Here is a 25,360-nt window from a genome sequence, read left to right on the forward strand (position 1 = left end):
AGCGTTTCCTAGAACAAGGGCAGTTCGGTACCCGCGTTTTTGCTTTCTGCCGCCAGATAGAACCAACGGGCGCAGACAATGTCGTCGATGGCCATGCCCATGGGGTTGAGCAGTATGATTTCATCATCGCTGTGCCGGCCTGTTACCTGACCGAGGACGATCTCGCCCAGCTCGGCATACAGCTGTTCACGGCTGAACAATCCCTCTTCGACCAATTGGTTGATCACTTTTTTCTCGCGGTTTGATTGATCCCAGTCGTCGACGATGACTTTGTCCGCTTTCAGGAAAACATCCCGCTCTATATCCATGATCGAGATATTGGAAATAAAGCAGCCTTTTTTTATCCATTCGAAGGGGATATAGGGTTTGTCGGAAACGGTGCAGGTCACCAGCACATCGGCCTGCTCCACCGCGGAACGGGCCGAGTCATGAATGATGAAGCCGACGTCTGGGTATTTGGTGGCAAACTGGCTGATCAGGTTGTCGGCGGCGGCCTTATTGATATCGAACAGATGTACGGTGTTAATCTGCTCATATTGTTCGAGCAACGTCTTCACCTGCATTTGTGCTATGGGGCCGCATCCGATGATGGAGATATCGGAGAAACCGCTTCTGGCCAGATACTTTGTCGCCACCCCGGTAATGGCAGCGGTACGCATGGCGCTGATCAGGCTGCCTTCCATTATCGCCACCGGGTAATTTGTTTGCGCGTCGTTCAGGATAATGAGGGCGCTGGCGCGTGGCAGATGGAAACGAGTGGGATTGTGTTGTCTGGAGCCGATCCACTTGATGCCGGCGATCGGATTATCCCCTCCCAGGTAGCAGGGCATGGCGATGATACGATCGGCAATATGGTCGGCACCCGGCCAGCGTAAATAGGGTTTCAACGGCTGAATGAAATGCCCCCCGGCGTGAAGCTTCAAGCCTTCCTCTATCGCTTCGATAAAGGCGTTGCTGTGGTCTGCGCCCAGGCCGAGCAGATCCGATTGGCTGAGGTAGCGGAGTTTGACGTGGTTCATGATCATATTTCCTTTTTATTAGGCAATCTTTCTTTGGAGAGGAGGGGTGTTATCAAAATGACGCTGTCTGACCATATCGAACCAGTCTTCGTCGTAAACCAGATCGAGGTAGCGCTCGCCACGGTCCGGCAACAGGGTCAGGACGCACTTGCCGTCGGGGATGTCTGGCAGCAGCTTGCCGATGGCGGAAACCGACGAACCGCTGGATCCGCCGGCGAGGATCCCTTCTTTTGCAAGCAGTTCCCTGCAGCCCAGGGCTGATTCGTAATCGTCGACATAGATGACGTTGTCCACTTCCTCGGGAGACAGCAACTCGGGGACGCGGCTCGCCCCTATTCCCGGTATTTCCCTCGGGGAGGATTTCCCGCCAAATAGGACGGAGCCTACGATATCGACGGCGATGACTTTCATGGCCGGAAAATGCTCCCTGAGACGGCGGGAGACTCCCATCAAGGTTCCGGATGTGCTCGCCCCTATCACCAGATAGTCAATATCTCTATCCGTCTGTCTCAGAATTTCATCCGCTTCTCCATGGTAATGGCTGCGCCAGTTGTCGGGATTGGCATACTGATTTACCCAGACCGAGTTGGGGATTGACAGTAGCAGTTGTTTGACGGTGTTGATCCGGGTAAGCAGATAGCCATCGTTTTGATCTTTTTCTGTCACCGAGACGATATTGGCGCCATACAGCCTGAGCATTTTCAAATTGGTGGGGGATATCTTGGGGTCCACCACGGCGGTGAAGGGCAACCCTTTCAGCTTGCAGGCCATGGCCAGGGCGATAGCCAGGTTGCCGGAGGAGCTTTCGATGATATGGCTGCCGCTGTTAATGGTGCCGGCCTGAATACCGGCCTCGAGCATATACTTGGCCGGCCTGTCCTTGATGCTGCCGCCGGGATTCATCATTTCCATTTTTGCCAATACGGTGACCCTCTCCCGAGGGAAAAGCCGCGACAGGCTGACGAGCGGAGTATTACCTACACAGTCCGTAATGTTTTTGCAGATCATCGTTGAGCCTCCTGAAAAGTGGCTCCCATAGTACACAAATGATAATCACTATCAACATCATTTTTATTGTGTTTTTGTTGTTGCGACAGGAATCTTCGCCATTGAAGAGAAGAAAGGCATGAGCGGTGGTTTGCTTAAATGGCTGGTCCGAATAGTAGAACACTACCGGCAGCGACCGGCTTTCGCTAAGCAGACCCTCCGCGCCAGGGGGCGAGCTTGCTCGCCGTGACGAGCGGTTTCGGCCTGACCGAACATCCAGTGAATGTTCACAGCAGGTCGAAACCGCGAGTGTCATACCTTACACGGCGTGTCTGCGTGCGGGGCCCAGTCGATGTAGCACTATTAGGATTGGTTATTTAATGCCGTTCAGTGGAGGAGATGGAGTATTTCCCGGCGGCTAAGGTGACGGCCATGGGAGCGAGTGGCGGAGGAGGATACCGGCTGGCCACATGCCGCCTTGCCGGGCAGCCGGGGGGCCAGCAATGAATTGCCGGTGCTCAGCCGGCCCGCCAGCCGCCGCCGAGGGCCTTGAACAGGTTGAGGGCTCCGTCCAGCCGGTTCTGGCGCAGGACGGCCAGCTGCTCTTCGGCGCTGAACAGGGTGCGCTGGGCGTCGAGCAGGGCCAGCAGTTCGTCGGCGCCTTCCCGGTAGCGGGCCTCGACCAGACGCAGGGTTTCCCGGGCTTCGTCGACGATCAACTGCTGCTGGGCTTCCTGGTCCCGGAACAGGGCGGCGTTGCCGAGGGCGTCTTCCACCTCCTTCAGGGCGGTGAGGGCGGCCTGGCGGTAGCCCTCGGCCAGCTCCCGCCGGCGGGACTCGGTCAGCCGCACCTGGGCGCGCAGCCGGCCGCCGTCGAACAGCACCTGGCCGAGCGAGGCGCCCAGGCTCAGGGTGCGGGTGGGATCCGCCAGCGACAGCAGGGCGGAGCTTGCCAGGCCGGCGCTGCCAGTGAGGCTGATCGCGGGCAGCAGGGCGGCGCGGGCCGCCGCCAGGTTGGCGTCGGCCGCCAGCAGCGCCGCCTCGGCGCTGGCCAGATCGGGGCGGCGGCTCAGCAGCTCCGACGGCAGGCCGGGGCCGACCGCCGGCACCGCCAGCGCCATCAGCGCGCCGGCGCCGAGTTCGAACGACTGGGGCGTGCGGCCCAGCAGTATGGCCAGGGCCGAACGGCTCTGTCTGGCCTGCTCCCGCAACGGCAGCAGGGCCGCTTCCTGGCTCAGCACCAGGGTGCGCTGGCGGCGCAGGTCGCTCAGGGCGGCGGCGCCGTAGCGGTACTTGGCGTCCACTATCGCCAGGTTGTCCCGGGCCAGGGCCAGGTTGTGTTCGTTGATGCGGATCCGCTCTCCGGTGGCCAGCCACTGGAACCAGGCGCTGGCCACGGCGGCGGTCAGGGTCAGGCGGGCGCTCTCGTAGTCGTGGCGGCGGGCGTCGAGGCCGGCGTCGGCGGCCAGCCGTTCGGCCCGGTTCTTGCCCCAGAGATCCAGCTCGTAGCCCAGGCTCAGCCCCAGGCTGCTGCGTTCGCCCACTTCGCCCGGGTTTGAGTCGTTGCGGCTGCTGGCGCCGCTGGCGTTGAGGCTGGGGAAGAGCGAGGCGCCGGCGGCGGTCAGCTGGGCCTCGGCCTGGGTGATGCGCTCGGCGGCGATGCGCAGGTCCGGCGCCCCGGCCAGGGCCTGCTCGATCAGGGCGTCCAGGGTGGGCGAGCCGAAGCCCCGCCACCACTGGCGGTCCAGCTCGGCGCCGCCCTCGACCGGGCTCAGCCATCGCTCCGCCAGGGGCGGCGTCGGCGGTGCGCCGCCGTCGGGCAGGGCGCAGCCGGTCAGGCTCAGCAGCAACAGCAGGGACAGGGGACGCAAGGGGGTGGCAATCATCGAGGTTACTCCGAAGCCAGGGCGATAACGGGGTCGAGCCGGGCCGCCTTGCGCGCCGGCAGCCAGCCGAACACCAGGCCGGTGGCGAAGGCGCAGCCGAAGGCGAGCAGCACCGGCGACAGGGAGAAATACACGGGGAGATCGAAGCGGGACAGCAGGGCGGCGGCGCCCAGTCCCAGCACCACGCCGATGGCGCCGCCCAGGGCCGAGACCACCAGCGCCTCGGTGAGGAACTGCTGCAGTATGTGGCGGGTGCGGGCGCCGGTGGCCATGCGGATGCCGATCTCCCGGGTGCGTTCGGTCACGCTCACCAGCATGATGTTCATCACCCCGATACCGCCCACCAGCAGCGAGATGGCGGCGATGGAGCCGAGCAGCCAGGTGAAGGTCCGGGTGGTGGCGGAGACGGTGTCGATGATGGAGGACATGTTGCGGATCTGAAAGTCCTCCACCCCGTGGCGGGCCAGCAGCAACCGGTGGATCTCGGTTTCGGTGTCATCGATGCGGGCCACCTCGTCCACCGACACCGTGATGGTGCGCAGGAACTGCTGGCCGAACAGCCGCAGGCCGCCGGTGGTGTAGGGCACGAACACCACGTCGTCCTGATCCTGGCCCCAGGGCGAGGCGCCCCTGGGCGCCATCACCCCTATCACCTGGAACAGGATGTTGTTGACCATCACGTACTGGCCCAGGGGATCCGCCTCCGGGAAGAGGGCGTCCACCACCGACTGGCCCAGCACCGCCACCGTGGCGTAGCGCTGCTCGTCGTCCTCGGTGAAGAAGGTGCCGGCGCTCAGGGCCCACTGACGGGCGGCGGGGAAGTCGGCGGAGGTGGCGTTGATCTCGGGGCTGTGATCCAGGTTGCCGACACGCAGGGTGGCGGAGCCGCCGATCTCCGGCACCGCCGCCGCCACGTTGGCCACTTCCTTGATAGCCTCCATGTCCGCCGCCACCAGGGTGGAGGTGGCGCGCCGGCCCCACTGGTTGGGGGCGCCGGGACGCACCAGCAGCAGGTTGCTGCCCATGGCGCTGATGCTCTGCACCACCTGCTGCTGGGAGCCGTTGCCGATGGCCAGCATGGTGATCACCGAGGCCACCCCGATGACGATGCCGAGCAGGGTGAGGGCGGCGCGGAACAGGTTACTGCGCAGGGAGCGCAGGGCGGTGCGCACCGCCTCCAGCAGTTCGGTGGCCAGCGAACCGGCGCGGGGGCGGGCGGGGGCGGCGTTGCCCGTTGCCGTCGCCGGCCCCGGATCGGCGAGAATACGGCCGTCGCCGATCTCGATGATGCGATCGGCCCGGGCCGCCACCTTGGCATCGTGGGTGATCAGGATGACGGTGTGGCCCCGGCGGGCCAGGCCGGTGAGCAGGGCCATCACCTCGGCGCCGCTGTGGCTGTCCAGCGCGCCGGTGGGCTCGTCGGCGAGGATGATGTCGCCGCCGTTCATCAGCGCCCGGGCGATGGACACCCGCTGCTGCTGGCCGCCGGACAGCTGGCTGGGCCGGTTTTCCAGGCGGTTCGCCAGCCCCAGGGTAGTGAGCAGTTGCTCCGCCCGGTCCCGGCGCTCGGCACGGGACAGCCCCGAGTAGATGGCCGGCACCTCGACGTTCTCCCGGGCGCTCAGCCCCCCCAGCAGGTGGTAGCTCTGGAACACGAAGCCGAAGGTGTCCCGGCGAAGCGCCGCCAGTTCATCGTCGCTCAGGCTGGCCACGTCCCGGCCCAGCAGCCGGTATGCGCCGCCGCTGGGCTGGTCCAGGCAGCCGAGGATATGCATCAGGGTCGACTTGCCCGAGCCGGAGCTGCCCATGATGGCGACGAACTCGCCCCTGTTGATCACCAGATCGATGCCGTGCAGCACCCGGGTGGCCAGCTCGCCCTCGCCGTACTCTTTGGTGATGCCCCTGAGTTCGATCAGTGGTGTGTTCATCAGAAACGCATCCTCATGCCGGACCGGCGTTCATCGCCGTCGGCGGCGGCCGGCGCCACCTTCAGCACCACCTGCTCGCCGGAGTCCAGCCCGGACCGGACCTCGGCCTGGATACGGTTGCTCACGCCCACCTCGACCCTCCTGGTTTCAAGGCTTCCCGCCGCAGTAAGCACCTGCACCTCCGCCTGGCTGCGGTCGCGCCGATCCGGAAAGGTCAGCGCCGACATGGGTACCAGCAGCACGTCCTGGGCCTCGGCCAGCACGAAGAACACCTGGGTGGTCATCTGCGACATCAGCCGGCCCCGGGGATTGTCGATGTCGAACAGGGCGTTGTAGAGCACCACGTTGTTCTCCACCACCGGGCTCGGTTCCACCTTGCGCAAGCTGCTGTACCAGCGCCGGCCGGGGTCGCCCAGGGTGGTGAAGTAGACCTTCATCCCGGGGCTCAATTTGCCCACGTCGGCCTCGGACACCTTGGCCTGCACCGTCATGGTGGCCAGGTCGGCGATGCGCATCAGGGTCGGCGCCTGCTGGTTGGTGTTCAGGGTCTGGCCCTGGCGCGCCTCTATGCTCACCACTGTGCCGTCCATGGGGGCATAGATGCGGGCGTAGTCCAGGTTGGCCTCGTCGGCGCGCAGGCTGGACTCGGTCTGGCTGATCTGGGCCCCGAGCGCTTCCACCTGGGCCTCGGCCGAGCGCAGGGCGGCCGCGGCGGTTTGCAGCGCCTCGCGGGAGGTGGCGTTTTCCGCCATCAGGTTCTGCTGGCGCCGGTGCTGGAGCCGGGCCAGGGTGAGCTGGGCTTCCCGGTCCTTGAGCTGGGCCCGCTGGTTGCGCAGCTGGGCGCGGCTGGCATCCACCTGGGCCAGGTAGACGGTGGGGTCTATCTCCGCCAGCAGATCGCCGGCGCGGACCTTGTCGCCCACTTCCACGTGGATCACCTTGAGCTGGCCCGAGACCTGGGCGCCCAGGTCCACGTAGTCGCTGGGCTGCAGTATGCCGGTGGCGGTCACCTGGTTGATCAGTTCGCCTTCTCGCACCGCCACCGTGACCGGGGCCGCGGCGGCGTCGCCGCCGAACAGGCGGTCGGAGAACAGATAGGTGCCGAGGGCGATGACCAGCAGGGGCAGCCCCAGCCAGAGGGAGGTGGTCTTTTTCATCTTGTGCGATCCCGGGTGAACATCGGCGGTGTTGGACCATGGTTGATGGATGAGATGCGGCTATTCAAACGCTTAAATGTCACCAAAGTTTGTCAGCGCCTCACAAAGTGCCACCGCTTTCTATACTGGGGCTGAACAGGCTGAGCGAGGAGGCCGCCATGGACAATCAGACTCCCGATTTCGTCGACCAGGATGCCTTCACCCTGGACCAGGCGCTGGTGGAGGGGGTGATGCGCGAAGGCGCCGCCTGGGCCCGGCCCGGGCTGGAGCAGTACGGCCGCTGGATCACCCGCCCCGAGATCATCGCCGCCGGCTTTGCCGCCAACCGCTGGCCGCCGGTGCTGCACGGCCTGGACCGGCAGGGGCGGCGGCAGGACCGGGTGAGCTACCACCCGGCCTACCATCAGCTGATGGCCCATGCCCTGGAGGCGGGCCTGCACGCGGCGCCCTGGCGCGAGCCCGGTACCGGTGCCCAGGTGGCCCGGGCGGCGCGCTATTACCTGCACAGCCAGGTGGAGGCCGGCCACGGCTGCCCGGTGACCATGACCTTCGCCGCCGTGCCGGTGCTGCAGCGCTACCGGCCCGACTGGCTGGGCAAGGTGCTGGCCCTGGGCTATGACGGCGACGACAAACCCCACGAGCAAAAGCGCTGCCTGACCCTGGGCATGGCCATGACCGAGAAGCAGGGCGGCTCGGACCTGCGCGCCAACACCAGCCGGGCCGAGCCGCAGCGGGACGGCAGCTACCTGTTGCGCGGCCACAAGTGGTTTATGTCGGCGCCCATGTCCGACGCTTTCCTGGTGCTGGCCCAGGCGCCGGCCGGGCTCGGTTGCTTCCTGGTGCCGCGCTGGTGGCAGGGGCGGCGCAACGGCCTGGAGCTGCAGCGGCTGAAGGACAAGATGGGCAACCGATCCAACGCCTCCGCCGAGGTGACCCTGGCGGGGGCGAAAGGCTGGTTGCTGGGGGAGGAAGGCCGGGGCCTGCCCACCATCATCGAGATGGTGGCGCTCACCCGCTTCGACTGCATCCTGGGCTCGGCGGCGGGCCAGCGCCAGGCGGTGGTGCAGGCGGTGCACCACGCCCGCCATCGCAAGGCCTTCGGCGAGCGGCTGATCCGCCAGCCGCTGATGCGCCGGGTGCTGGCGGACCTGCAGCTGGAGGTGGAGGGCAGCCTGGCATTGGGGCTGCGCCTGGCGCGGGCGCTGGACGACAGCACGGTGCCCGGCGAGGCAGCACTGGTGCGCCTGGGCACGGCGCTCGGCAAATACTGGGTGTGCAAGCGCAGCCCACAGCACGCGGCCGAGGCCATGGAGTGCCTGGGCGGCAACGGCGCCATGGAGGACTTTATCACCGCCCGGCTGTACCGGGAGGCGCCGATCAACGCCATCTGGGAAGGCTCGGGCAATATCCAGGCGCTGGACGTGTTGCGGGTGCTGGACAAAAATCCCGATGCCCTGGCGGCGCTGCGTGGCGAACTGACCCCGGCGCTGGCGGCCTTTCCCCGCCTGGCCCAGGCCTGGCGGAGCCTGGCGCCGCTGCTGAAGGATCCGGCGCCGGAGCAGGCCCGCCATGTCGCCGAGCGGCTGGTGTTGCTGTGGCAGGGTGCCATCCTGGCCCGGGGCGCACCCGAGGGCGTGGCCCAGGCCTTTATCGACAGCCGGCTGGGGGAGGGGGGGCTGACCTTCGGCACCCTGGCGCCGGGCTGCGACCTGGAGCTGCTGCTCGGCCGGGCCCTGGCCAGCGACTGATCAGGCCAGGCCCAGCAGGTTGCGGGCGTCAGCCTGGGCGGCCTGGCCGTAGACCCCGGCGATCACCCGGCTTCTGAGCGCCATTCGGCTGCCGTCCGCCATCTCGTTGGCATCCGGGGCGTCGTCGTCCTTTTCCCGCCGGCCAGAGTCGGGCCCCGCCGTGGGGGAAGAGGCGGATTCCGGTTGCTGCAGTTCGGCCTGGGCCTCCCTGATGTGCTGATCGGCCCGGGCGGCGGCGGCCTTGTCGGCCTGGGAAGGCTCGGCCGGGGCCAGGGCCGCGGCCTTGACCTGCTGCATCTTGTCGATGGTGGCCCGGGGATCGCCGGGGATGGGGGCGATGTCGATCTGTACCTCGCCGCCCACGGCATACTGCTTGCCGTCGGGGCCGGTTTCGAACTCATAACTGGGGGCGCCGGCGTACTGGCCGCCCACGCTGGCGTGCAATTGTTCGTGAATGCGTACTTCCCGGTCGCGCTGCTGCAGCTCCTGCAGTTGCTGCACTTCCTCGGCGCTCATTTCCTCGCCGGACGGCTTGGTCGGCCGGGCGGGCTCACCGCCGGCCTCGGTTGCTTCGCCTTCGGCGGCGTCATCCGCCGCCTGCCCGGTGGCGCCGTTGTCCTTGGCATCGGCCGTGTCGCCGGTTTTGCGGCCACGGGCATCGTACAGCTCGATTTCCCCCGGGCTGCCGGCCTGCTCCCGGCGCGGGTCGGAGCCGGCAAAGGCGTCGGCCTGGTCGGCGGGCGGGACGCGCTCGCGCTGCTGGTTGTCCTGGCGGGCCTGAGTGGAGGCGGGCGGCGCCGGGGTAAAGGCGGCGTCGTGGAAGGCGGTGCCGATCTGCATGGCTAGACCCGGATGTCGATCAGGGTGCCCAGCATGTCGCCGGCGGTCCTGATGCTGTTGACGTTGGCCCGGGCCTGCAGCTCGCCCTGTTTGAGCTGAACCAGGCCGTCGGTTGCGGTTTTCCGGCCCGCATCGACGAACCGATCCGGGTTGACCTCGGGCGCGGTGTCGGACTGGTTGGCGACCCGGTTGAGGTGCTGCCGGCTGATATTGACCGAGGCCTCGGTCACGCCGTCGGCGGCGCGCTGGTAGCCCTGCAAACCGGCGGAAAAGGCGGACTGGATGTTCATCGGACCTCGCATGGGGTTCGTTCGGAGCGTTTAATTATTCACCATAACCGCCGGGCACGGCAAGGTCCGGGTTCCATTTCCTGCAACAGCCTGTCTCAGCAACGCGGCTACAAAAGGAAAATGATAACGATTATCATTGTCCCCTCAGGTATGCCGGTCACCCCGCTCCGCTTATCGCACGCATCGCTTCCTCCGCCCGGCGGCCGAAGCGCGGGCAGCCGCTTGCCCGTTTGCACTCATCCGCCGCCGCGGCCTTGCCGCGCGGCCCGGGAGCATCCGGTATCGAAAACGGAACAGCAGATCACTTTGTCATCAAGGAGTCAACACCATGTCCGAGCCTTCCAACGCTCCCCTGCCTTTCGCGAAGCATGCCCTGGCCAACGCGCTGGGCCTGGCACTGCTCACCGCGGGCCCCGCCGCCGTGGCCGAGGATTACACCGCCCTGGATACGGTGGTGGTCACCGCCGCGGGCTTCGAGCAGAACATCGCCGATGCCCCCGCCAGCATTTCGGTGATCAGCCGGGAGGAGCTGGAGAAGCAGTCCTACACCGATATCACCGACGCGGTGAAGAACATTCCCGGCGTCTACGTGACCGGTGGCGGCAAGATGCAGGACATCAGCATTCGCGGCATGGCGCCGAGCTACACCCTCTACCTGATCGACGGCAAGCCGGTGTCCGCCGGGCGCGCGGTCAACACCAACGGCTCCGACGGCGGCAAGCAGATCGCCCTGCCGCCCATCGCCATGATCGAGCGGATAGAGGTGATCCGCGGCCCCATGTCCTCCCTCTACGGCTCGGAGGCGATGGGCGGGGTGATCAACATCATCACCCGCAAAACCGGCGATGCCTGGAGCGGCAGCATCGGCACCGAGTACACCAAATCGTTCAACGACATCAACAACGACGCCCAGCAGGTCAGCCTGTTCGCCGGCGGCGCCCTGATCCCGGGGCTGCTCGGCGCCCAGGTCAACGGCAGCTGGCAGGGCACGGATGAAAGCGACTTCGTCGGCGCCGACGACTCGGCGGCCAGCACCCCGGAAGGCCGGCGCAAGAAGGGCGGCGTCAAGCTGATGCTGACCCCGGACGAAAGCAACGAGATCGGCCTGTCCTACGACACCGCCGCCCTGGACGAAAGCAGCACCCCGGGCAAGAGCGTGGCCGCGACCGCCACCGGCTCCGACACGACCTTCCACAAGGACGTTTACGTGCTGTCCCACGACGGCCACTACGGCGACCTGCAACTGAGCAGCTACCTGCAGCACGACGTCTCCGAGCGGGTGCAGGACAGCACCAAGAAAGAGGAGGTCAGCATCTTCAACACCCAGGCCAGCTATTTCTGGCGGGAGCATGTGCTGACCTTCGGCGGTCAGTACAAGTTCGAAGATTTCACCGACGAAACCAACGGCCTGCTCACCAGCAATGTGCCTGGCGCCGTGGCCCAGGTGGACCGTTGGATCGCCGCCCTCTACGCCGAGGCCGAATGGTCCCTCACCGACGAGCTCAACCTGACCACCGGGCTGCGCTACAACGACGACGAGCTGTTCGGCGGCCACCTGTCGCCCCGGGTCTACGCCGCCTACCACCTCACCCCCGAATGGACCTTCAAGGGCGGCGTGTCCACCGGCTACAAGCAGCCGGGGCTGGCCGAGGCCACCGAAGGCTTCGGCCGCGGCACCGGCGGCGGCGGCTCCCCCGCGCCCCATCCCCGCGCCCTGATCATCGGCAACCCGGAACTGGAGCCGGAAAAGAGCACCAGCTACGAGGCCGGCTTCGTCTACCACAGCCACCGGCTCGGCCTGAACAGCAGCCTGATGCTGTTCCGCACCGACTTCAAGGACAAGATCGCGGAAGATCGCCTGTGCGAATCCCCCGCCGGCGATCGCAACGATCCCGGCACCTGGAGCTGCCCGTTCGGGGGCAACAATTATCTGTTCCTGAGCACCCGCAAGAACATCGGCGAGGCCATGATGCAGGGGGTGGAACTGACCCTGGATTACGACTTCACCCGGGATCTGCGCCTGAGCTCCAGCTACACCTTTACCGACTCCGAACAGCAGAGCGGGGAATTCCAGGGCCAGCCGCTGAACAAGGTGCCCAGGCACATGGCCAACGCCAGCCTGGACTGGCAGGCCACCGATACCCTGGACGTCTGGCTGCAGGGCAATTACCGGGGCGAGACCAGCGATTACCTGAGCCGCACCACCATGTCCGAGGGGACGCCGGGCTACACCTTTGTCGATCTGGGGCTGGTGTATCGGCTGGCCGACAACACCAGGGTCAAGGCCGGTCTCTACAACATCACCAACAAGAAAGTCACCAGCGAGGACTACGAGGCGGTGCTGGACGGTCGCAGCCTCAACCTGGGCCTGACCATCGACTTCTGACGCGTTTGCGGTGCCTGGCGCCCGGCCGGGCGCCCTTATCGGGCGTCCGGATCCCCCGCCGGGCGCCCCTCCCTTCCCGACGGCGCCCTCTCGACCTACTTAAGAATAAGAATGCGTCGTAAATGCATTACTTTATCTCTTAAAATACACTCCCGAATCGTTTAGGATGGCCCCAGACAGGCTGTTCCGAAATATGGAACATTGAACGGGGCGGCCATCACCCAGCAGCAACCGCGCTCTGCCATAAGGATCGCAGCCGGCACGCGCGTTTCAACCCATGGTGTGCAGATGCACGATTTACTGGAACTGGAAGGGTTTACCACCGTCATGGCCTGCGGCAGCCTGACCAAGGCGGCCGCGCGGCTGGGGGTGCCCAAGTCGACCCTGAGCCGGCGCCTGAGCCAGCTGGAGGAGCGGCTGGGGCAGCCCCTGCTCAACCGTCGGGGCAACCGGCTGCAGGCCACCGAGGCCGGGCTGCTGTTCGAACGCTACAGCCGGCAGATATTGCGGCTGGCCGAGCAGAGCCGGCAGGCGATGGACGATCTGCGCGAGGAAGTGAGCGGCGAACTGGTGGTGCGGGTGCACAGCAGCTGTAGCCGGAGCTGGTTTCCCCTGGCGCTGGAGGCGTTTCTCGCCAGCTATCCGGGCATGCGCATCTCGCTGCACACCGAAACCCGGCCGCCGCGGCCGGGCGAGGGCCAGGGCGAGATCTGGCTGTGGGTGGGCAAGGATCCGGAATGCGGCCTGCGTCACGAAGTGCTGAGCTACTGGCCTTGCGGCCTCTATGCCAGCCCGGGCTACATCGCCACCCGTGGCCTGCCGGGCCATCCCCGCGAGCTGCCGGCCCACGCCTGGGTCGACTGGCTGGGCGAGGCGGGTGAAGGGCTGGTGCTGCGGCACGAGTCCGAAGGGGAATACGGCTTCCAGCCGCCGCCTTCCCGCCTGATGGTGGACAACCTGGTGCTGCAGATGGATGCCATCACCCGGGGCCAGGGCATCGGCATACTGCCGGTGCAGTTCGCCGAGGGCTATATGGCGGCCCATCCGGGCAACCTCATGCGCTGCCTGCCCGACTGGCGGCTGCCGTCACGGCCGGTAGGCCTGCTGTATTCGTTCGGGCGCCAGCCGCGCAAGGTGGGGGCGCTGCTGGCGCATATCCGCAAGTCGATGCCGGACGCCTGGCGCTACCAGGAAGAGCAGGCCTGCTAGAGCGCCGGTTCTTGGAGCGCAGGTCTTGTCCTCCGCAGGGAGGGCGGCACGCCTGCGCCCCACCAAGAGACCTCGCCAAGGATGCTTCGATTCAATACCCGTCATCGCCGTATTTAATACCCGTCATCTCCGTATTTAATACCCGTCATCTCCGTATTTAATACCCGTCATCTCCGCGAAGGCGGAGATCCACGATCGCTTGCACTGGACTCCCGCCTTCGCGGGAGTGACCGGAAAAATCGCGGGAGTGACCGGAAAAATCGCGGGAATGACCGGAAAAATCGCGGGAGTGACCGGGTAATACGAAGGTTGTCAGCGGTCTCAGCAGCACAGCCGCTGGCGTTCGGGCCTGTTGCCCATGTGCGCCAGCCGGGTGCGGGCGGGGGCGATGTAGTCCTGATAGTGGCCGAAGGTGTGCTGCAGGATGGCCAGGGCGCCCGCATCCAGCGCCGGCGACAGACGGTAGTACACCCACTGGCCCTCGCGCCGGTCGGCCAGCAGGCCGCTCTGGCGCAGCAGGGCCAGGTGGCGGGAGATCTTGGGCTGGCTCTCCTCCAGGGCGTGGGTCAGTTCACAGACGCACATCTCCTGCTCGGCCATGATCATCAGCACCAGCTGCAGCCGGGTGTCGTCGGACAGGGCCTTGAACAGGCCGAGGGGCTGTCGTTCGGTTACCACAGGGTTTTCTCCTGGCGATCCTGCACCAGCACCAGCAGCTTGATGCGCTCGTAGATTTCATGCACCACCTTGGTGGCCTCGGGTTGGGAGCAGCAGGAGGCGTCTTCGAAGTGCCAGGCCATGAAGCGGGCCGCCGGCACCGCCTGGGCGGCGGTCTCGACCTGTTCGCACAGGCTGATCACGATATCGAAATACTGATCCGCAACCCTATCCAGCCCTTTGCTATGGAGCCCCTCGGTGTTCACGCCAAGCCGGTGCAGGGCGGCCAGCGCATTGGGCTCTATATCAGAGGGCTGGAGGCCTGCGCTCGTCGCCTCGTAGCGGTCGGCCGCAAGGTGTCTGAGCAGGGCCTCGGCGATAGGAGAGCAGATGGCGTTGCTGTGGCAGACAAAAAGCACACGAGTCATGGCGGAATCTGTATCCTGAAAGATGGCAACATCATATATTCGGACTGCCGTCTGTCAACGCCGGTTTCATCCAATTGTCATCTTGCTGGGCTATGGCCGGCGCCGGCAAGGGGCTTGCGGGTTGTCATATGCTGCCGTGGTTGCCACTCCCGGCCCCTTGTCTTGAGCGGATCCCGGGGCTTTTATTGAAAGAGGGGGGGGGGGCCGGCGGATTTTTTAATGCTCAAACGTTTGCGCGTTTTTTGTACCGGTGAGCCGGGCGCGGCTTTTTGCTAGACTCCGCCGACCATTGCTTTGAGGTAAAGACAAATGAAGTTTCCCGGCCAGCGCAAGCACAAGCATTTCTTTCCGGTGGAGGCCCGCGATCCGCGCCTGAGCGAACTGCTGCCCCAGAACAAGCCGCTGTCCGGCCACATCTGCGGCATCGACCAGGTGCTGGTGGACATCGAAGCCCAGGTGGACGACGCCTTCCTGGCCCGGCACGGCCTCTCGAAAGGGCACTCCATGCTGCTGCCGGAAGACAAGGCGCAGGCCCTCTACCGGGAGCTGCTGGAGCGGGCACTGATCGTGTCCGAGTTCGCCGGCGGCACCATCGGCAACACCCTGCACAACTACTCGGTGCTGGCCGATGACAGATCCGTGCTGTTCGGGGTGATGAGCGAGAACATCCGGGTGGGCAGCTCGCCCTACCGCTACCTGTGCACCACCTCCTCGCGGGTGGATCTGAACTACCTGCAGCCGGTGGCCGGCTCCATCGGCCAGTGCATCACCCTGATAAGCCCCGACGGCGAGCGCAGCTTCGCCATCAACAAGGGCATGATGGACCACCTGGCGCCCGCCCACCTCGACCAGGGCCAGATCCAGAGCGCCTCGGCCCTGGTGCTGACCGCCTACCTGATGCGCTGCGAAGAGCACGAGCCCATGAAGCAAAGCGCCCTGCAGGCGGCCGAGTGGGCACGCCAGGCGGGGGTGCCGGTGGTGCTGACCATGGGCACCCGCTTTATCGTGGAAGACCGTAAAGACTGGTGGCAGCAGTTTATCCGCGACCATGTCACCCTGGTGGCGATGAACGAGGAAGAGGCCCTGGCCCTGACCGGCATCGCCGATCCGCTGCTGGCCTGCGAGCGGGTGCTGGAGTGGGCCGATCTGGTGTTGTGCACCGCCGGCCCTGCCGGGCTCTACCTGGCCGGCCATGTGGACGAAGCGCACAAGCGGGAGACCAGCCGCACCCTGCTGCCCGGCGCCATTCCCGAATTCAACCGCTACGAATACTCCCGCCCCATGCGGCGGGCCGACTGCGCCGCGCCGCGGAAGATCTACACCCATATCTCGCCCTACATGGGCGGCCCCGAGCGCATCAAAAACACCAACGGCGCCGGCGACGCGGCCCTGGCCGCCCTGCTGCACGACCTGGCCGCCAACGACTACCATCGCCACAACGTGCCCGGCAGCGCCAAGCACCGGGCCCGCCACCTGACCTACTCCTCCCTGTCCCAGGTGAGCAAGTACGCCAACCGGGTGAGCTTCGAGGTGCTGGTGCAGCACTCGCCCCGGCTGTCCCGCGGCCTGCCGGAGCGGGAAGACTCGCTGGAAGAGGCCTACTGGGACCGGTGAATGGCCGGCCCGGCTTGTTGCCGGGCCGGGTTATCTGTTACAAGTGAAGGGCGCGTACCGGCATTAGGGCAACAGGATGGATTTTCCCGCACGAGTGAAGCAGCAGAGCTGCATGGATTGCCTGAGCGGCCAGTCGCTGGGGTTTGACATCAGGATGGCGTTCCAGCCCATCATCGACTGGCAGCGGCAGGAAGTGTTCGCCTACGAGGCCCTGGTGCGCGGCCCCGACGGCCAGGGTGCCGGCTGGGTGTTCGAGCGCATCACCGACGACAACAAGTATTATTTCGACCAGTCCTGCCGGGTCAAGGCGATAGAAACCGCCAGCCGCCTGGGCTGCGACAAGCTGCTCAGCATCAACTTCCTGCCCAACGCGGTGTACAACCCGGAAACCTGCATCCGCGCCACCATAGAGGCGGCCACCCTGTTCGACTTCGATCTGCGCAAGATCATCTTCGAGGTGACCGAAGGCGAGCAGATCCTGAGCCAGGACAAGCTCAGGCGCATTTTCGAGTCCTACGCCAGCCACGGCTTTCTGACCGCCATCGACGACTTCGGCGCCGGCTTTGCCGGGCTGGACTGGCTGCACGGCCTCAAGCCCGCCATCCTCAAGCTCGATATGAGCCTGATCCGCGACATCCACCGGGACCCGGCCAGGCAGCAACGGCTGGCCGAGGTGCAGCGGATCTGCCACGAACTGGGCGCCATCATCCTGGCCGAAGGCATCGAAGCGGAAGAGGAACGGGATTTCCTAGTGAACGCCGGGGTGCGCTACCTGCAGGGCTACCTGTTCGCCCGCCCGGCCCTGGAACACCTGGCCGGCCGGGACGAGATCAACGGCTGGCAACAATCGCCGTACTGGCCTGTTTCGTAGACGCGAATATTCGCGTGACCCAGCAACATCATGACCACCTTTTAAGCCTGGTCGTTCATCAAGGTGCTCATGCTCATGGCTACATGGCGCAGCGATTCCACTTCGGGTGATTTGTCGCCCTTGCGCCATGCCAGCATCAGCGGCGAATAAATGGGGAGGTCATCGAGTTCATAGGCAACCAGGTTGTCATCTCCCTTTGCCAGTATGCTGGGCATGATGGCGTAGCCCATGCCCGTGGCCACCAGCCCTCGAATAGTGATGTCGTCATGACACTCCTGCACGATATGTGGCGTGATGCCTGCGTGACGAAAATATTGGTCAATACGATCGTAGCTACCCGGAGTCGAGTTGCGGTTAAAGCAGATAAAGGGAGCCCCGGCAAAATCGCGCAGTGAGGTCGGAGTCTTATCCAACAGGCTGGGGTGACGGCGAGTTATCACCGCCATACGGAAATTGCCAATCGGCAGCGTATCCAGGAGTGGTTCATCATCCGGTTCGATGAACAGGATACCGGCATCGATGTTTCCCTGCAGGAGCGCCGTGGTCTGGGGGCCGGACAGCATGGATTCGAGTGAGAGCCGAATGTCTGGATACTGCGTACGGAATCGAGTGATCAATCCTGAAATGCTGGGAATATACGGATGTATGGTGGTGATGCCGATGGACAGGCTGTCGATGTAACCATCCGACATGGCTTTCGTCTTCCTGGCTACGTTATCAAAGTCGGCCACCAGGCGCACGGCATGGTCATACAGATATGCTCCCGCCCGGGTAAGGACTACTCCCTTGTGATTTCTGTCGAGCAACCGGGTCCCCAGAGCTTCTTCGAGCAGTCGGATTTGTCGGGTTAATGCCGGCTGGGCAATGTGAATTTTTTTCGCCGCCGAGGTAATGGAGCCCTCATCGACGACCGACAGAAAGTACTTCAGTTTTCTTATATCCATGGTGTTATCCCGCCCTGAGCCGCTTGTGGCATATCAAAAAGGCATGTCCCTATCGAGAAGAAGTATTTTCCGGCCACTAACCCGTTGAATATGATGAAAAACGCCTTCCAGTGCAATATCACGGGACGGCAGTTGAATGGACTCTTTCCCCTGGGGAAGCGAGGCTCGTCGGAAGTGCGAGCGCCGCTCTCGGGGGAGAAAGCCAGTATCTGGCAACGACAACAGAGGGATCTACCCAATGAAAGAGCGTGATGTAGAGCGCATGATTGCCTTTCGGCGAGAGCTTCACCGCTTTCCTGAACTCTCCTGCCACGAGCATCAGACCGCAGAGCGGGTGGTTGGCATGCTGCGGGAAATCGGTGTCGACGAAGTTCATCAGGGGATCGGTGGTCACGGTGTGGTCGGCATTATCAACGGCCTGTCCGCCGGGCGCAGCGTAGGGTTGAGGGCCGACATGGATGCCCTGCCGTTGGTGGAAGAGAACAGCATGGCGTATTGCTCCAGCCATCGGGGGGTGATGCACGCCTGCGGTCACGATGGACACACCGCGATGCTGATGGGGGCCGCGCTGGATCTGGTACAACAACGGCCCGCCTTCGGACGCGTAGTGCTTATCTTCCAACCGGCCGAAGAACTCGGCACCGGGGCGCCGGCCATGCTGGAAGACGGCTTGCTGGAGCGCTTTCCCATCGAGGCGGTTTTCGGGCTGCATAACTGGCCCGGTGTGGAGGCCGGCTGTTTTGTGGTTCATGACCGGCCGCACATGGCCTCGAGCGACGACTTCGAGGTGTTGTTCAATTCCGAAGGCGGCCACGGCGGCATGCCCCACCTGGCGACGGATCCGGTCTTTGCATCCGGGCTGTTTGTGACCGCGTTGCAACAAATCGTCAGCCGTAATACCAATCCCGAAGATATCGCCGTCGTTAGTGTCGGCAGCCTCCAGAGCGGTCATGCCAGCAACATTATTCCCGCCACGGCCAGGCTCAAGGGCACCGCTCGCAGCTTCAAACCCGGCGTAAGGCAGCGGATCGAGAAACGTATCCGCGAGATCGTGGAAGGGATCGGTCTGGTAACGGGCTGCTCTCCGATCCTTGATTACCGACCTTCGACCCCGCCGGTGGCCAATGATCCCGCTTGTGTGGCTTTGTCTCGGAGCGTAATTGAAGAACTGTGGGGCAAGTCCTCGCTGGTGGATCATCCGATCAGCATGGGTGCCGACGATATGGGCGCTTTCCTTGAACAAGTGCCAGGCGCCTACGCCTGGATTGGTAATGGTTGCGGCGGTTCGGCTCCTCAGCTGCACCAGCCGGATTATGACTTCAACGACGACATACTGGAGAAAGGAAGCCGCTTTCTTTCCCACGCCGCTCGACGTTTTCTCGACGGCAACCGGTGAGTCAGGGGGATAATATGAATCATTCAGACAGAACCACTGCGTTCGATACCACAGCACGCTGGCAGCTTGGGTTTCCACATATCTTCGTGGTCTTGTTCTTCTTTATCTGCGTCGCGGCCGTAATGACCCATCTCATCGATGCGGGAAGCTATGAGCGAGTGCTCTCCGAACAAGGTAAAACCGTGGTGGTACCCGGCAGCTACGGCGCCATTGACGGCCAGAAGGCCGCGTTGCTCACCCCTTTTATTGCCGTTTTCGAGGGCATGAAAGAAGGCAGCAGCATCATTTTCTTCATTTTTATCTCCGGTGGCGCCTTTGGTGTGCTCAAGGCAACGGGGGTGTTGCAAAAGCTGGTGGCCAGCATCAGCCGCAGCCTGTCGGGCCACGACATCATCCTGATCCCGCTGCTGATGCTGTTGTTCGCCATTGGGGGCGCCACCTTCGGTCTGGCCGAGGAAACCATAGCGTTCATTATCATCCTGGCCCCCATGATGAGGATGCTGGGCTATAACGCCATGGTGGCCGCCGCCGTTCCGCTGGTGGGAGCCGGTGCCGGATTCTCCGCTGCCTTCATGAATCCTTTTACCGTCGGGGTGGCCCAGGATATCGCCCAGTTACCCATGTTTTCGGGCATGGGCCTGCGGGTCGTTTATTGGTTGGTATTTGTCAGCGTGAGCATCGGCTTCGTGACCTGTTATGCCGCCAAGGTGAAATCGCCTCCGGTGCCGGGGACCTCAGGGAGCCGGGACGCACTCAGCGAAAACCCGCTGACCCATGCCGATCGTTTGATCCTGTCGACTTTCGCCGGCGCCATACTGCTTATTGCCTACGGCGTGATCCGACATGGCTGGTATATCGGTGAGATGTCCGGGGTATTCCTGCTGATGTGCATGCTGGTCGGCGCTTTTGCCCGCATGAGCCCCAACGAGATCGCCGAGCATTTCGTCAACGGGCTAAAGGAAATCGCCATGGGTGCGCTGGTGGTGGGGTTTGCTTTCGGCATCCTGATCGTGCTCAAGAATGGCAGCATTCTCGATACCATTCTCTACCACCTCGAGCGGTTGCTTGGCGGCATGCCACCGGTGCTGACGGCCGTCGGCATGTTCCTGGTGCAGTTGCTGCTCAACTGCCTGGTGCCTTCCGGCAGCGGACAGGCTGCCCTGACCATGCCACTGATGGTGCCGCTGGCCGATCTGGTGGGCGTGACCCGCCAGACCGCGGTGCTGGCCTTCCAGCTGGGCGACGGTATCACCAATATCATCACGCCGACTTCCGGCTATTTCATGGCCGGGCTGTCGGTGGCCGGGGTGTCCTGGAGCAAATGGATCAGGTGGATCCTGCCGCTGTTTATTATTCAGCTGACGCTGGCCGCGGGCATGGTCACCCTTGCCTATTATCTCTCCTGGTCTTGAAAGGAAGTTCTCTTATGCAGATTAAACAGATCACCGTCTATGGCGTGCGCTTGCCACTCAAACAGCCCTTCAAGATTGCCTACGATACCTACGAGGATATCGAAAGCATCCTGGTGAGGATTGACTCCACCTCGGGCGAAACCGGTTGGGGAGAGGCGGTCGTCGATCAGCATGTATCCGGGGAAACCTGGCAGTCCGCCCGCCAGATCATGACCAGGGAATTGGCCCCGCTGCTGCTGGGACGCACCTTCGACGGTATCGGCCCTTTCCACAGGGCGGCGGAGGCGCGCATCCGCCACAGCCCTTCCGCCAAGGCCGCCCTGGATATTGCCCTGCACGATTTGCTGGCCCGGCACTGCAAGGTGCCGCTCTATAGCCTGCTTGGCGGGCGCAGTCATGTCCGCCTCGAGCTGCCCTGCGTGATCAGCATGCTGGCACCGGAGGAAATGGCGCGCCAGGCGCGGGAAGCCTGTGCTCGCGGTTATGGCTCCATCAAGATCAAGCTCGGCGATGCGCCGGAGCAAGATGTAGAGCGCATCGCCCGCGTCCGGGAGGCGATGGCGCCGGGTGTGGCCCTGCGGGTGGATGCCAACCAGGGTTGGAGTGCCAAGCAGGCCCTACAGGTGATCCGGCAGGCCGCACCCTACCGGGTAGAGTGGTTCGAGCAACCGGTTTCTATTGAAAACCTGGATGCGCTGGCCCGGGTTACCCAGGAGACCGAGGCGTTGATCATGGCCGACGAGCCCATCCACGGTGTGCGTGACATGCTGGAGGTGGTCCGGCGCCGGGCGGCGGACATGGTTAATATCAAGCTGATGAAATCAGGGGGCCTGCATGCCGCCCGGGCCATGGCCGAACTCGGCCTTGCCGCCGACATACCTTGCCAGATTGGCTCCATGGTGGAATCGTCGGTGGCGACCCTGGCGGGAGCACACCTGGCGCTGGCCCACAGCAACATCGTGGCCAACGATCTGGTGGGACCGGCGATGATCTCCCGTGATGTTGCCGACATGCCCGGCAGTGAGACCCATATAGAGTTGTCCGACGCCCCCGGATTGGGTATCCGGATAGACGAAGAACGGGTGCGGGCAATGAGCATTTTTGAAGATAGAGTCGACTGATGCCGTGACGAGCTTTGGGCAGGGTTGAATTCCAGGCCTGCTGCTTGAGCGGAAACATGAAAAAGCCCCGGCGCCAACGGCGCCGGGGCTTTGTTTTCGATGGGTCAAAACACGGGCCCCGCCGTCACTCGGCAAAGGCCAGGTCCCGCAGGAACAGGGCAATCTGCGGGAAGGCGATGATCAGCCCGGCGGCGACAACCAGGATGAAGATAAAGGGCGGGGTGCCGCGGATCACCTCCATATAGGGCCGCCTGAAGATGGCGATGGCGGTGAAGATGTCGCAGCCGAAGGGCGGGGTGGCCGAGCCGATGGCCACCTGCAGGGTGATCAGCACGCCGACCAGCACCGGATCCAGCCCCGTGGCCTGGATCGCCGGGGCGAAGATGGGGGTGAGCACCAGGATCACCACTATGGGGTCGACGAACATGCAGGCGATAAAGAAGGCCACGCAGATGGCGATCAGCACGCCCACCGGGCCGGCCTGGCTGATGCCCACCGCCTCCAGGATGGTCTGGGGGATCTGGGCGAAGGAGATGATCCAGGAAAAGCCGTTGCCCACGGCCACCAGGATAAACACCACGGCGGTGATCAGCCCGGTGGACTTGGCGATGCGGTAGATGTCGGGGAGGCGGAGCGAACGGAAGATCAGAAACTCCAGCACGAACGCGTAGAGCACGCACACCGCCGCCGCCTCGGTGGGGCTGAAGATGCCGCCGTAGATACCGCCCACGATGATCACCGGGAAGAACAGCGGCCACAGGGCATCCCGTACCGAGCGGGCACGCACGCTCCAGCTGGCCCTGGGCTCGGTGGGCACCCGGTGTCTATGGGCGTAATACAGGCAGTAGAGCGAAAACAGCACCAGGATCAGCAGGCCCGGGCCGATGCCGGCGATAAACAGCTCGGCAATGGAGGTTTCGGAGATGACGCCGTAGATGATCATGCCGATGCTCGGCGGGATCAGGAAGGCGATGTCGCTGGCGTTGATGATCAGCGCCAGGGTAAAGGAGTCGGAATAACCGGCCTTGAGCATTTTCGGGCGCAACGGGGAGCCGACCGCCACCACCGTGGCCTGGGTGGAGCCCGACACGGCCCCGAACAGGGTGCAGGAGGTGGCGGTACTGATCGCCAGCCCGCCCTTGATGTGGCCGATAAAGGCCATCACCATGTTGATCAGCCGGTCCGCCGAGTGGCCGCGGGTCATGATGTCCGCGGCCAGGATGAACATGGGCACGGCGATCAGGGAGGCGGGGCGGATGCCGGCCATCATCTGCTGGATGAAGGTGCCCATCTGGCCGAAGCCGTCGAACATCATTACAAAGCCGACGACGGCGGCCGTCGTCAACGGGATCATCATCGGAAAGCCCAGCAGCAGGAGCCCGATCATGATGAACATCAATATCGTTGCCATGATGAATGCCTTGTGTCGTCTGGTCTGAAAGCGCCCGGGGCTAGCGCTTCGCGTCGGTGTCGGCGTAGTCGTCCACCACCTGGGTGGAGAGGTACACCTGGTCACCGGTGAAATTCTTGATGGCCGTCAGCAGATACTGGATGCCGGTCACGGCGAAGCCGACCGGGGCCCAGACATAGATCCACCAGATTTCAATACCCAGCGCCGGCAGGATGCGGCTGCGGCCGTACAGGGTTTCGATGTAGCCCAAGGAGTGATAGCAGAGGAAAAACATCACCACCGAGGTAAAGAGGGCGATGCAGATCATCAGCACCTTGCGCACCGGCGGGGGAAACGCATCGTACAGGGCCGACATGCGGATATGGCGGCCGTGGCGGGCCGCGTAACCGAGGCCGGCGAAGGTGATGAAGATGATGAGTATCCGGTTGATCTCACCGGAGAAAAACAGGCCCTCTCCGAATACGAAGCGGGCCACCACGCTGACACAGGTGTTGACTGCCATCAGGATCACCCCGGCGGCCAGCACCACGGCCTCCATCCTGGCCATCCATTCATCGACAAGGCCCAGCCAGCCGGGCAGGCCCGACCGGTAGGCGGCGGTGTCGTCTTCTATTTCGGGGGAATGCTCGGGCATAGGGGGTTTGCTCCAGAACAGCAGGCTCCCGGGGCGGGAGCCTGCTCAACCTCAGTCTTGCTGTATCTCTTGCAGGTCTTGCTTGAACTTGGCCAGCAGCTGCTGGCCGCGCTCGCCGGTCATCTCGATGAATTTCTCTTCCACCTGCGGGGCGCGTGCCTTGAAGGCCGCTATCTGCTGGTCGTCGAGGCGGGTCACGGTGACCTTGTCGCTGTTGTCGGTGATCTTCTCCAGCGCCCGATCGGCCAGGCCGTCGATATGCTCGATGATCTCTTCAAAGGCGTAGTCGGCGGCGTCCCGCACCAGCTGTTTGTCTTCGTCGGACAGGCCGTTGTAGAAGTCCTGGTTGGCCATCATGGCGGTGGTGAACCAGCCGTGGCCGGTGAAGATCAGGTTGGGGGACACCTCGTACAGGCCGCCGGATTCAATCCAGAAAATCGGGTTTTCCTGGCCCTGGATCATGTTGGTTTGCAGGGCGCCGTACACTTCGCCCCAGGGCAGCGGGGTCGGGGTGGCGCCGAAGGCGGAGTAGGTTTCCGACAGCAGCGGGTTGGTCATGACCCGGACTTTCTTGTTGCTGAGCTGCTCGGGCGAGGTGATCGGCTCGTCGAGGGTGATCACCATTTCCCCTTCCGGATACATCTTCAGCAGCTCCAGCCCCTTCTCGGCGTACAGCGCGGGGAAGTCTTCGTTGATGGCTTCGCTGTTGCGGAAAAAGCTGATCACCGTGTCCATGTCGGTGGGCATCAGGTAGGGGATGAAGAAGATCTGGGCTTCGGGGATCAGGGCGCCGGTAAAGCCGGGCGACTGGTTGACGAAGTTGAGGATGCCGTCCTGGGTTTGCTCCATGATGTCGTCGGATTCGCCCAGCTCGCCGAAGCGGTAAACCTGCAGGGTGTGATCCGAGTTTTCTTCGATGTATTCCTTGAACTTGTAGGCGTAAACGTCCTGAACGTCGCCTTCGTACTCTTCGTGGGCGTAGCGCCAGTTGGCGGCGCTCACCGAACCGGCGGCGGTGATGGCCGCCAGGGCCAGCGTCGGCAGGCCGGCCCCGTTGACGAGTTTGCTGAAACCGTTCATCGCGTGATCTCCATCTTTTCGAGTTGTAACTTTCCGGATGTCATTAAAGACTGACAAAATAAAAGGCTAGGCGCAAGCAGATATCGCCATGAAAAGACCGGGTTTTAATGGTTTTTCTCGTTTCAATTGATTGAATTTATGGTGTGTTTGTTGTTTTTTGGGGGGCGTGATAACGATGTGGAGATAGGCCGTAAGCCGTTGCCGAATGGGGCTGTGGCGGCGATTTTGCTGGATTTTGATGGCGAGAATAACGGCGTTTATAATTTCGATGCTAACCATTTGGTCGGTGATCCCGCCGCCATCGGGCGCTGGGCTTTGTCAACAAACTAAAGCCCCGGCGCC

22 protein-coding genes are annotated in these 25,360 nt (G+C 63.8%); 9 read left to right on the plus strand and 13 right to left on the minus strand.

The window, feature by feature from the left end; genetic code table 11:
* Positions 1-8: 8 nt before the first annotated feature.
* From sbnB to ACT7DK_RS02095, 5 genes are all read right to left on the minus strand, one after another.
* Complete coding sequence (sbnB, locus tag ACT7DK_RS02075) at positions 9-1,019, minus strand: 2,3-diaminopropionate biosynthesis protein SbnB (RefSeq protein WP_445395841.1); 1,011 nt, start codon at positions 1,017-1,019, stop codon at positions 9-11.
* Between the two features lie 18 nt (positions 1,020-1,037).
* On the minus strand, positions 1,038-2,027 hold the full coding sequence (gene sbnA, locus ACT7DK_RS02080) for a 2,3-diaminopropionate biosynthesis protein SbnA (protein WP_445395843.1): 990 nt from the start codon (positions 2,025-2,027) through the stop codon (positions 1,038-1,040).
* Between the two features lie 497 nt (positions 2,028-2,524).
* Complete coding sequence (locus ACT7DK_RS02085; RefSeq protein WP_445395845.1) at positions 2,525-3,892, minus strand: efflux transporter outer membrane subunit; 1,368 nt, start codon at positions 3,890-3,892, stop codon at positions 2,525-2,527.
* A gap of 5 nt (positions 3,893-3,897) precedes the next feature.
* Positions 3,898-5,820, minus strand: coding sequence for a MacB family efflux pump subunit (locus ACT7DK_RS02090; RefSeq protein WP_445395847.1), 1,923 nt, complete (start codon positions 5,818-5,820; stop codon positions 3,898-3,900).
* Positions 5,820-6,977, minus strand: coding sequence for an efflux RND transporter periplasmic adaptor subunit (locus tag ACT7DK_RS02095; protein WP_445395849.1), 1,158 nt, complete (start codon positions 6,975-6,977; stop codon positions 5,820-5,822). The genes ACT7DK_RS02090 and ACT7DK_RS02095 overlap by 1 nt, the downstream gene beginning before the upstream one ends.
* Positions 6,978-7,135: 158 nt before the next feature.
* On the opposite strand from ACT7DK_RS02095, the gene ACT7DK_RS02100 reads away from it, so the two are divergent.
* Entirely contained in the window at positions 7,136-8,725 is a 1,590-nt protein-coding gene (locus ACT7DK_RS02100; RefSeq protein ID WP_445395851.1) for an acyl-CoA dehydrogenase family protein, read from the plus strand.
* Here ACT7DK_RS02100 and ACT7DK_RS02105 read toward each other — a convergent pair whose 3' ends face one another.
* Both ACT7DK_RS02105 and ACT7DK_RS02110 read right to left on the minus strand, forming a co-directional pair.
* Complete coding sequence (locus tag ACT7DK_RS02105; protein WP_445395853.1) at positions 8,726-9,565, minus strand: putative metalloprotease CJM1_0395 family protein; 840 nt, start codon at positions 9,563-9,565, stop codon at positions 8,726-8,728.
* A 2-nt stretch (positions 9,566-9,567) separates the two neighbouring features.
* Entirely contained in the window at positions 9,568-9,855 is a 288-nt protein-coding gene (locus ACT7DK_RS02110; protein WP_445395855.1) for a flagellar biosynthesis protein FlgE, read from the minus strand.
* 328 nt (positions 9,856-10,183) lie between these two features.
* On the opposite strand from ACT7DK_RS02110, the gene ACT7DK_RS02115 reads away from it, so the two are divergent.
* Positions 10,184-12,241 (plus strand): TonB-dependent receptor domain-containing protein, encoded by a 2,058-nt coding sequence (locus ACT7DK_RS02115; RefSeq protein ID WP_445395857.1) that lies wholly within the window; start codon positions 10,184-10,186, stop codon positions 12,239-12,241.
* Between the two features lie 288 nt (positions 12,242-12,529).
* Positions 12,530-13,450 (plus strand): LysR family transcriptional regulator, encoded by a 921-nt coding sequence (locus ACT7DK_RS02120; protein ID WP_445395859.1) that lies wholly within the window; start codon positions 12,530-12,532, stop codon positions 13,448-13,450.
* Positions 13,451-13,771: 321 nt separating this feature from the next.
* Here ACT7DK_RS02120 and ACT7DK_RS02125 read toward each other — a convergent pair whose 3' ends face one another.
* Together ACT7DK_RS02125 and ACT7DK_RS02130 are read right to left on the minus strand one after the other, a co-directional pair.
* The gene (locus ACT7DK_RS02125; protein WP_445395861.1) at positions 13,772-14,128 is read right to left on the minus strand and encodes a metalloregulator ArsR/SmtB family transcription factor; all 357 of its coding nucleotides are present in this window, start codon (positions 14,126-14,128) and stop codon (positions 13,772-13,774) included.
* Positions 14,122-14,535, minus strand: a complete 414-nt coding sequence (locus ACT7DK_RS02130; RefSeq protein WP_445395863.1) for an arsenate reductase/protein-tyrosine-phosphatase family protein — start codon at positions 14,533-14,535, stop codon at positions 14,122-14,124. Before ACT7DK_RS02130 ends, ACT7DK_RS02125 begins: the two co-directional genes overlap by 7 nt.
* A 309-nt stretch (positions 14,536-14,844) precedes the next feature.
* On the opposite strand from ACT7DK_RS02130, the gene ACT7DK_RS02135 reads away from it, so the two are divergent.
* Together ACT7DK_RS02135 and ACT7DK_RS02140 are read left to right on the plus strand one after the other, a co-directional pair.
* On the plus strand, positions 14,845-16,149 hold the full coding sequence (locus ACT7DK_RS02135) for an inosine/guanosine kinase (protein WP_445395865.1): 1,305 nt from the start codon (positions 14,845-14,847) through the stop codon (positions 16,147-16,149).
* A 76-nt stretch (positions 16,150-16,225) separates the two neighbouring features.
* Positions 16,226-17,020: an EAL domain-containing protein gene (locus ACT7DK_RS02140; RefSeq protein ID WP_445395867.1), complete on the plus strand. Its 795-nt coding sequence runs from the start codon at positions 16,226-16,228 to the stop codon at positions 17,018-17,020.
* Positions 17,021-17,061: 41 nt separating this feature from the next.
* On the opposite strand, the gene ACT7DK_RS02145 is transcribed toward ACT7DK_RS02140, so the two are convergent.
* Positions 17,062-17,964, minus strand: a complete 903-nt coding sequence (locus ACT7DK_RS02145; RefSeq protein WP_445395869.1) for a LysR family transcriptional regulator — start codon at positions 17,962-17,964, stop codon at positions 17,062-17,064.
* 238 nt (positions 17,965-18,202) lie between these two features.
* Here ACT7DK_RS02145 and ACT7DK_RS02150 point away from each other — a divergent pair, with 238 nt between their 5' ends.
* From ACT7DK_RS02150 to ACT7DK_RS02160, 3 genes are read left to right on the plus strand one after another with little or no spacing between them, the layout of a single operon-like run.
* The gene (locus tag ACT7DK_RS02150; protein ID WP_445395871.1) at positions 18,203-19,360 is read left to right on the plus strand and encodes a M20 metallopeptidase family protein; all 1,158 of its coding nucleotides are present in this window, start codon (positions 18,203-18,205) and stop codon (positions 19,358-19,360) included.
* 14 nt (positions 19,361-19,374) lie between these two features.
* The gene (locus ACT7DK_RS02155) at positions 19,375-20,772 is read left to right on the plus strand and encodes a YfcC family protein (protein WP_445395873.1); all 1,398 of its coding nucleotides are present in this window, start codon (positions 19,375-19,377) and stop codon (positions 20,770-20,772) included.
* 14 nt (positions 20,773-20,786) lie between these two features.
* Positions 20,787-21,893 (plus strand): mandelate racemase/muconate lactonizing enzyme family protein, encoded by a 1,107-nt coding sequence (locus ACT7DK_RS02160; RefSeq protein ID WP_445395875.1) that lies wholly within the window; start codon positions 20,787-20,789, stop codon positions 21,891-21,893.
* A gap of 124 nt (positions 21,894-22,017) precedes the next feature.
* On the opposite strand, the gene ACT7DK_RS02165 is transcribed toward ACT7DK_RS02160, so the two are convergent.
* Genes ACT7DK_RS02165 through ACT7DK_RS02175 form a run of 3 tightly spaced genes read right to left on the minus strand, consistent with a single transcriptional unit; the run spans position 22,018 to position 25,018 of the window.
* Positions 22,018-23,304, minus strand: coding sequence for a TRAP transporter large permease (locus tag ACT7DK_RS02165; protein WP_445395877.1), 1,287 nt, complete (start codon positions 23,302-23,304; stop codon positions 22,018-22,020).
* Between the two features lie 40 nt (positions 23,305-23,344).
* The gene (locus ACT7DK_RS02170; RefSeq protein ID WP_445395879.1) at positions 23,345-23,938 is read right to left on the minus strand and encodes a TRAP transporter small permease; all 594 of its coding nucleotides are present in this window, start codon (positions 23,936-23,938) and stop codon (positions 23,345-23,347) included.
* Between the two features lie 51 nt (positions 23,939-23,989).
* Complete coding sequence (locus ACT7DK_RS02175) at positions 23,990-25,018, minus strand: TRAP transporter substrate-binding protein (protein WP_445395881.1); 1,029 nt, start codon at positions 25,016-25,018, stop codon at positions 23,990-23,992.
* 126 nt (positions 25,019-25,144) lie between these two features.
* On the opposite strand from ACT7DK_RS02175, the gene ACT7DK_RS02180 reads away from it, so the two are divergent.
* On the plus strand, positions 25,145-25,348 hold the full coding sequence (locus ACT7DK_RS02180) for a hypothetical protein (protein WP_445395883.1): 204 nt from the start codon (positions 25,145-25,147) through the stop codon (positions 25,346-25,348).
* The last annotated feature ends 12 nt before the right edge of the window (positions 25,349-25,360 follow it).

The sequence above is a fragment of the Zobellella sp. An-6 genome, from assembly GCF_052487945.1.

What these genes read in the sequence shown, in the direction of transcription:
- ACT7DK_RS02120 (WP_445395859.1), top strand. Translation starts at nt 12,530, where the DNA reads ATGCACGATTTACTGGAACTGGAAGGGTTTACCACCGTCATGGCCTGC.
- ACT7DK_RS02130 (WP_445395863.1), bottom strand. Translation starts at nt 14,535, where the DNA reads ATGACTCGTGTGCTTTTTGTCTGCCACAGCAACGCCATCTGCTCTCCT.
- ACT7DK_RS02160 (WP_445395875.1), top strand. Translation starts at nt 20,787, where the DNA reads ATGCAGATTAAACAGATCACCGTCTATGGCGTGCGCTTGCCACTCAAA.
- ACT7DK_RS02105 (WP_445395853.1), bottom strand. Translation starts at nt 9,565, where the DNA reads ATGCAGATCGGCACCGCCTTCCACGACGCCGCCTTTACCCCGGCGCCG.
- ACT7DK_RS02115 (WP_445395857.1), top strand. Translation starts at nt 10,184, where the DNA reads ATGTCCGAGCCTTCCAACGCTCCCCTGCCTTTCGCGAAGCATGCCCTG.
- ACT7DK_RS02165 (WP_445395877.1), bottom strand. Translation starts at nt 23,304, where the DNA reads ATGGCAACGATATTGATGTTCATCATGATCGGGCTCCTGCTGCTGGGC.
- ACT7DK_RS02140 (WP_445395867.1), top strand. Translation starts at nt 16,226, where the DNA reads ATGGATTTTCCCGCACGAGTGAAGCAGCAGAGCTGCATGGATTGCCTG.
- ACT7DK_RS02095 (WP_445395849.1), bottom strand. Translation starts at nt 6,977, where the DNA reads ATGAAAAAGACCACCTCCCTCTGGCTGGGGCTGCCCCTGCTGGTCATC.
- ACT7DK_RS02175 (WP_445395881.1), bottom strand. Translation starts at nt 25,018, where the DNA reads ATGAACGGTTTCAGCAAACTCGTCAACGGGGCCGGCCTGCCGACGCTG.
- ACT7DK_RS02135 (WP_445395865.1), top strand. Translation starts at nt 14,845, where the DNA reads ATGAAGTTTCCCGGCCAGCGCAAGCACAAGCATTTCTTTCCGGTGGAG.
- ACT7DK_RS02085 (WP_445395845.1), bottom strand. Translation starts at nt 3,892, where the DNA reads ATGATTGCCACCCCCTTGCGTCCCCTGTCCCTGCTGTTGCTGCTGAGC.
- ACT7DK_RS02090 (WP_445395847.1), bottom strand. Translation starts at nt 5,820, where the DNA reads ATGAACACACCACTGATCGAACTCAGGGGCATCACCAAAGAGTACGGC.
- ACT7DK_RS02150 (WP_445395871.1), top strand. Translation starts at nt 18,203, where the DNA reads ATGAAAGAGCGTGATGTAGAGCGCATGATTGCCTTTCGGCGAGAGCTT.
- ACT7DK_RS02170 (WP_445395879.1), bottom strand. Translation starts at nt 23,938, where the DNA reads ATGCCCGAGCATTCCCCCGAAATAGAAGACGACACCGCCGCCTACCGG.
- ACT7DK_RS02145 (WP_445395869.1), bottom strand. Translation starts at nt 17,964, where the DNA reads ATGGATATAAGAAAACTGAAGTACTTTCTGTCGGTCGTCGATGAGGGC.
- ACT7DK_RS02100 (WP_445395851.1), top strand. Translation starts at nt 7,136, where the DNA reads ATGGACAATCAGACTCCCGATTTCGTCGACCAGGATGCCTTCACCCTG.
- ACT7DK_RS02155 (WP_445395873.1), top strand. Translation starts at nt 19,375, where the DNA reads ATGAATCATTCAGACAGAACCACTGCGTTCGATACCACAGCACGCTGG.
- ACT7DK_RS02110 (WP_445395855.1), bottom strand. Translation starts at nt 9,855, where the DNA reads ATGAACATCCAGTCCGCCTTTTCCGCCGGTTTGCAGGGCTACCAGCGC.
- sbnB (WP_445395841.1), bottom strand. Translation starts at nt 1,019, where the DNA reads ATGAACCACGTCAAACTCCGCTACCTCAGCCAATCGGATCTGCTCGGC.
- sbnA (WP_445395843.1), bottom strand. Translation starts at nt 2,027, where the DNA reads ATGATCTGCAAAAACATTACGGACTGTGTAGGTAATACTCCGCTCGTC.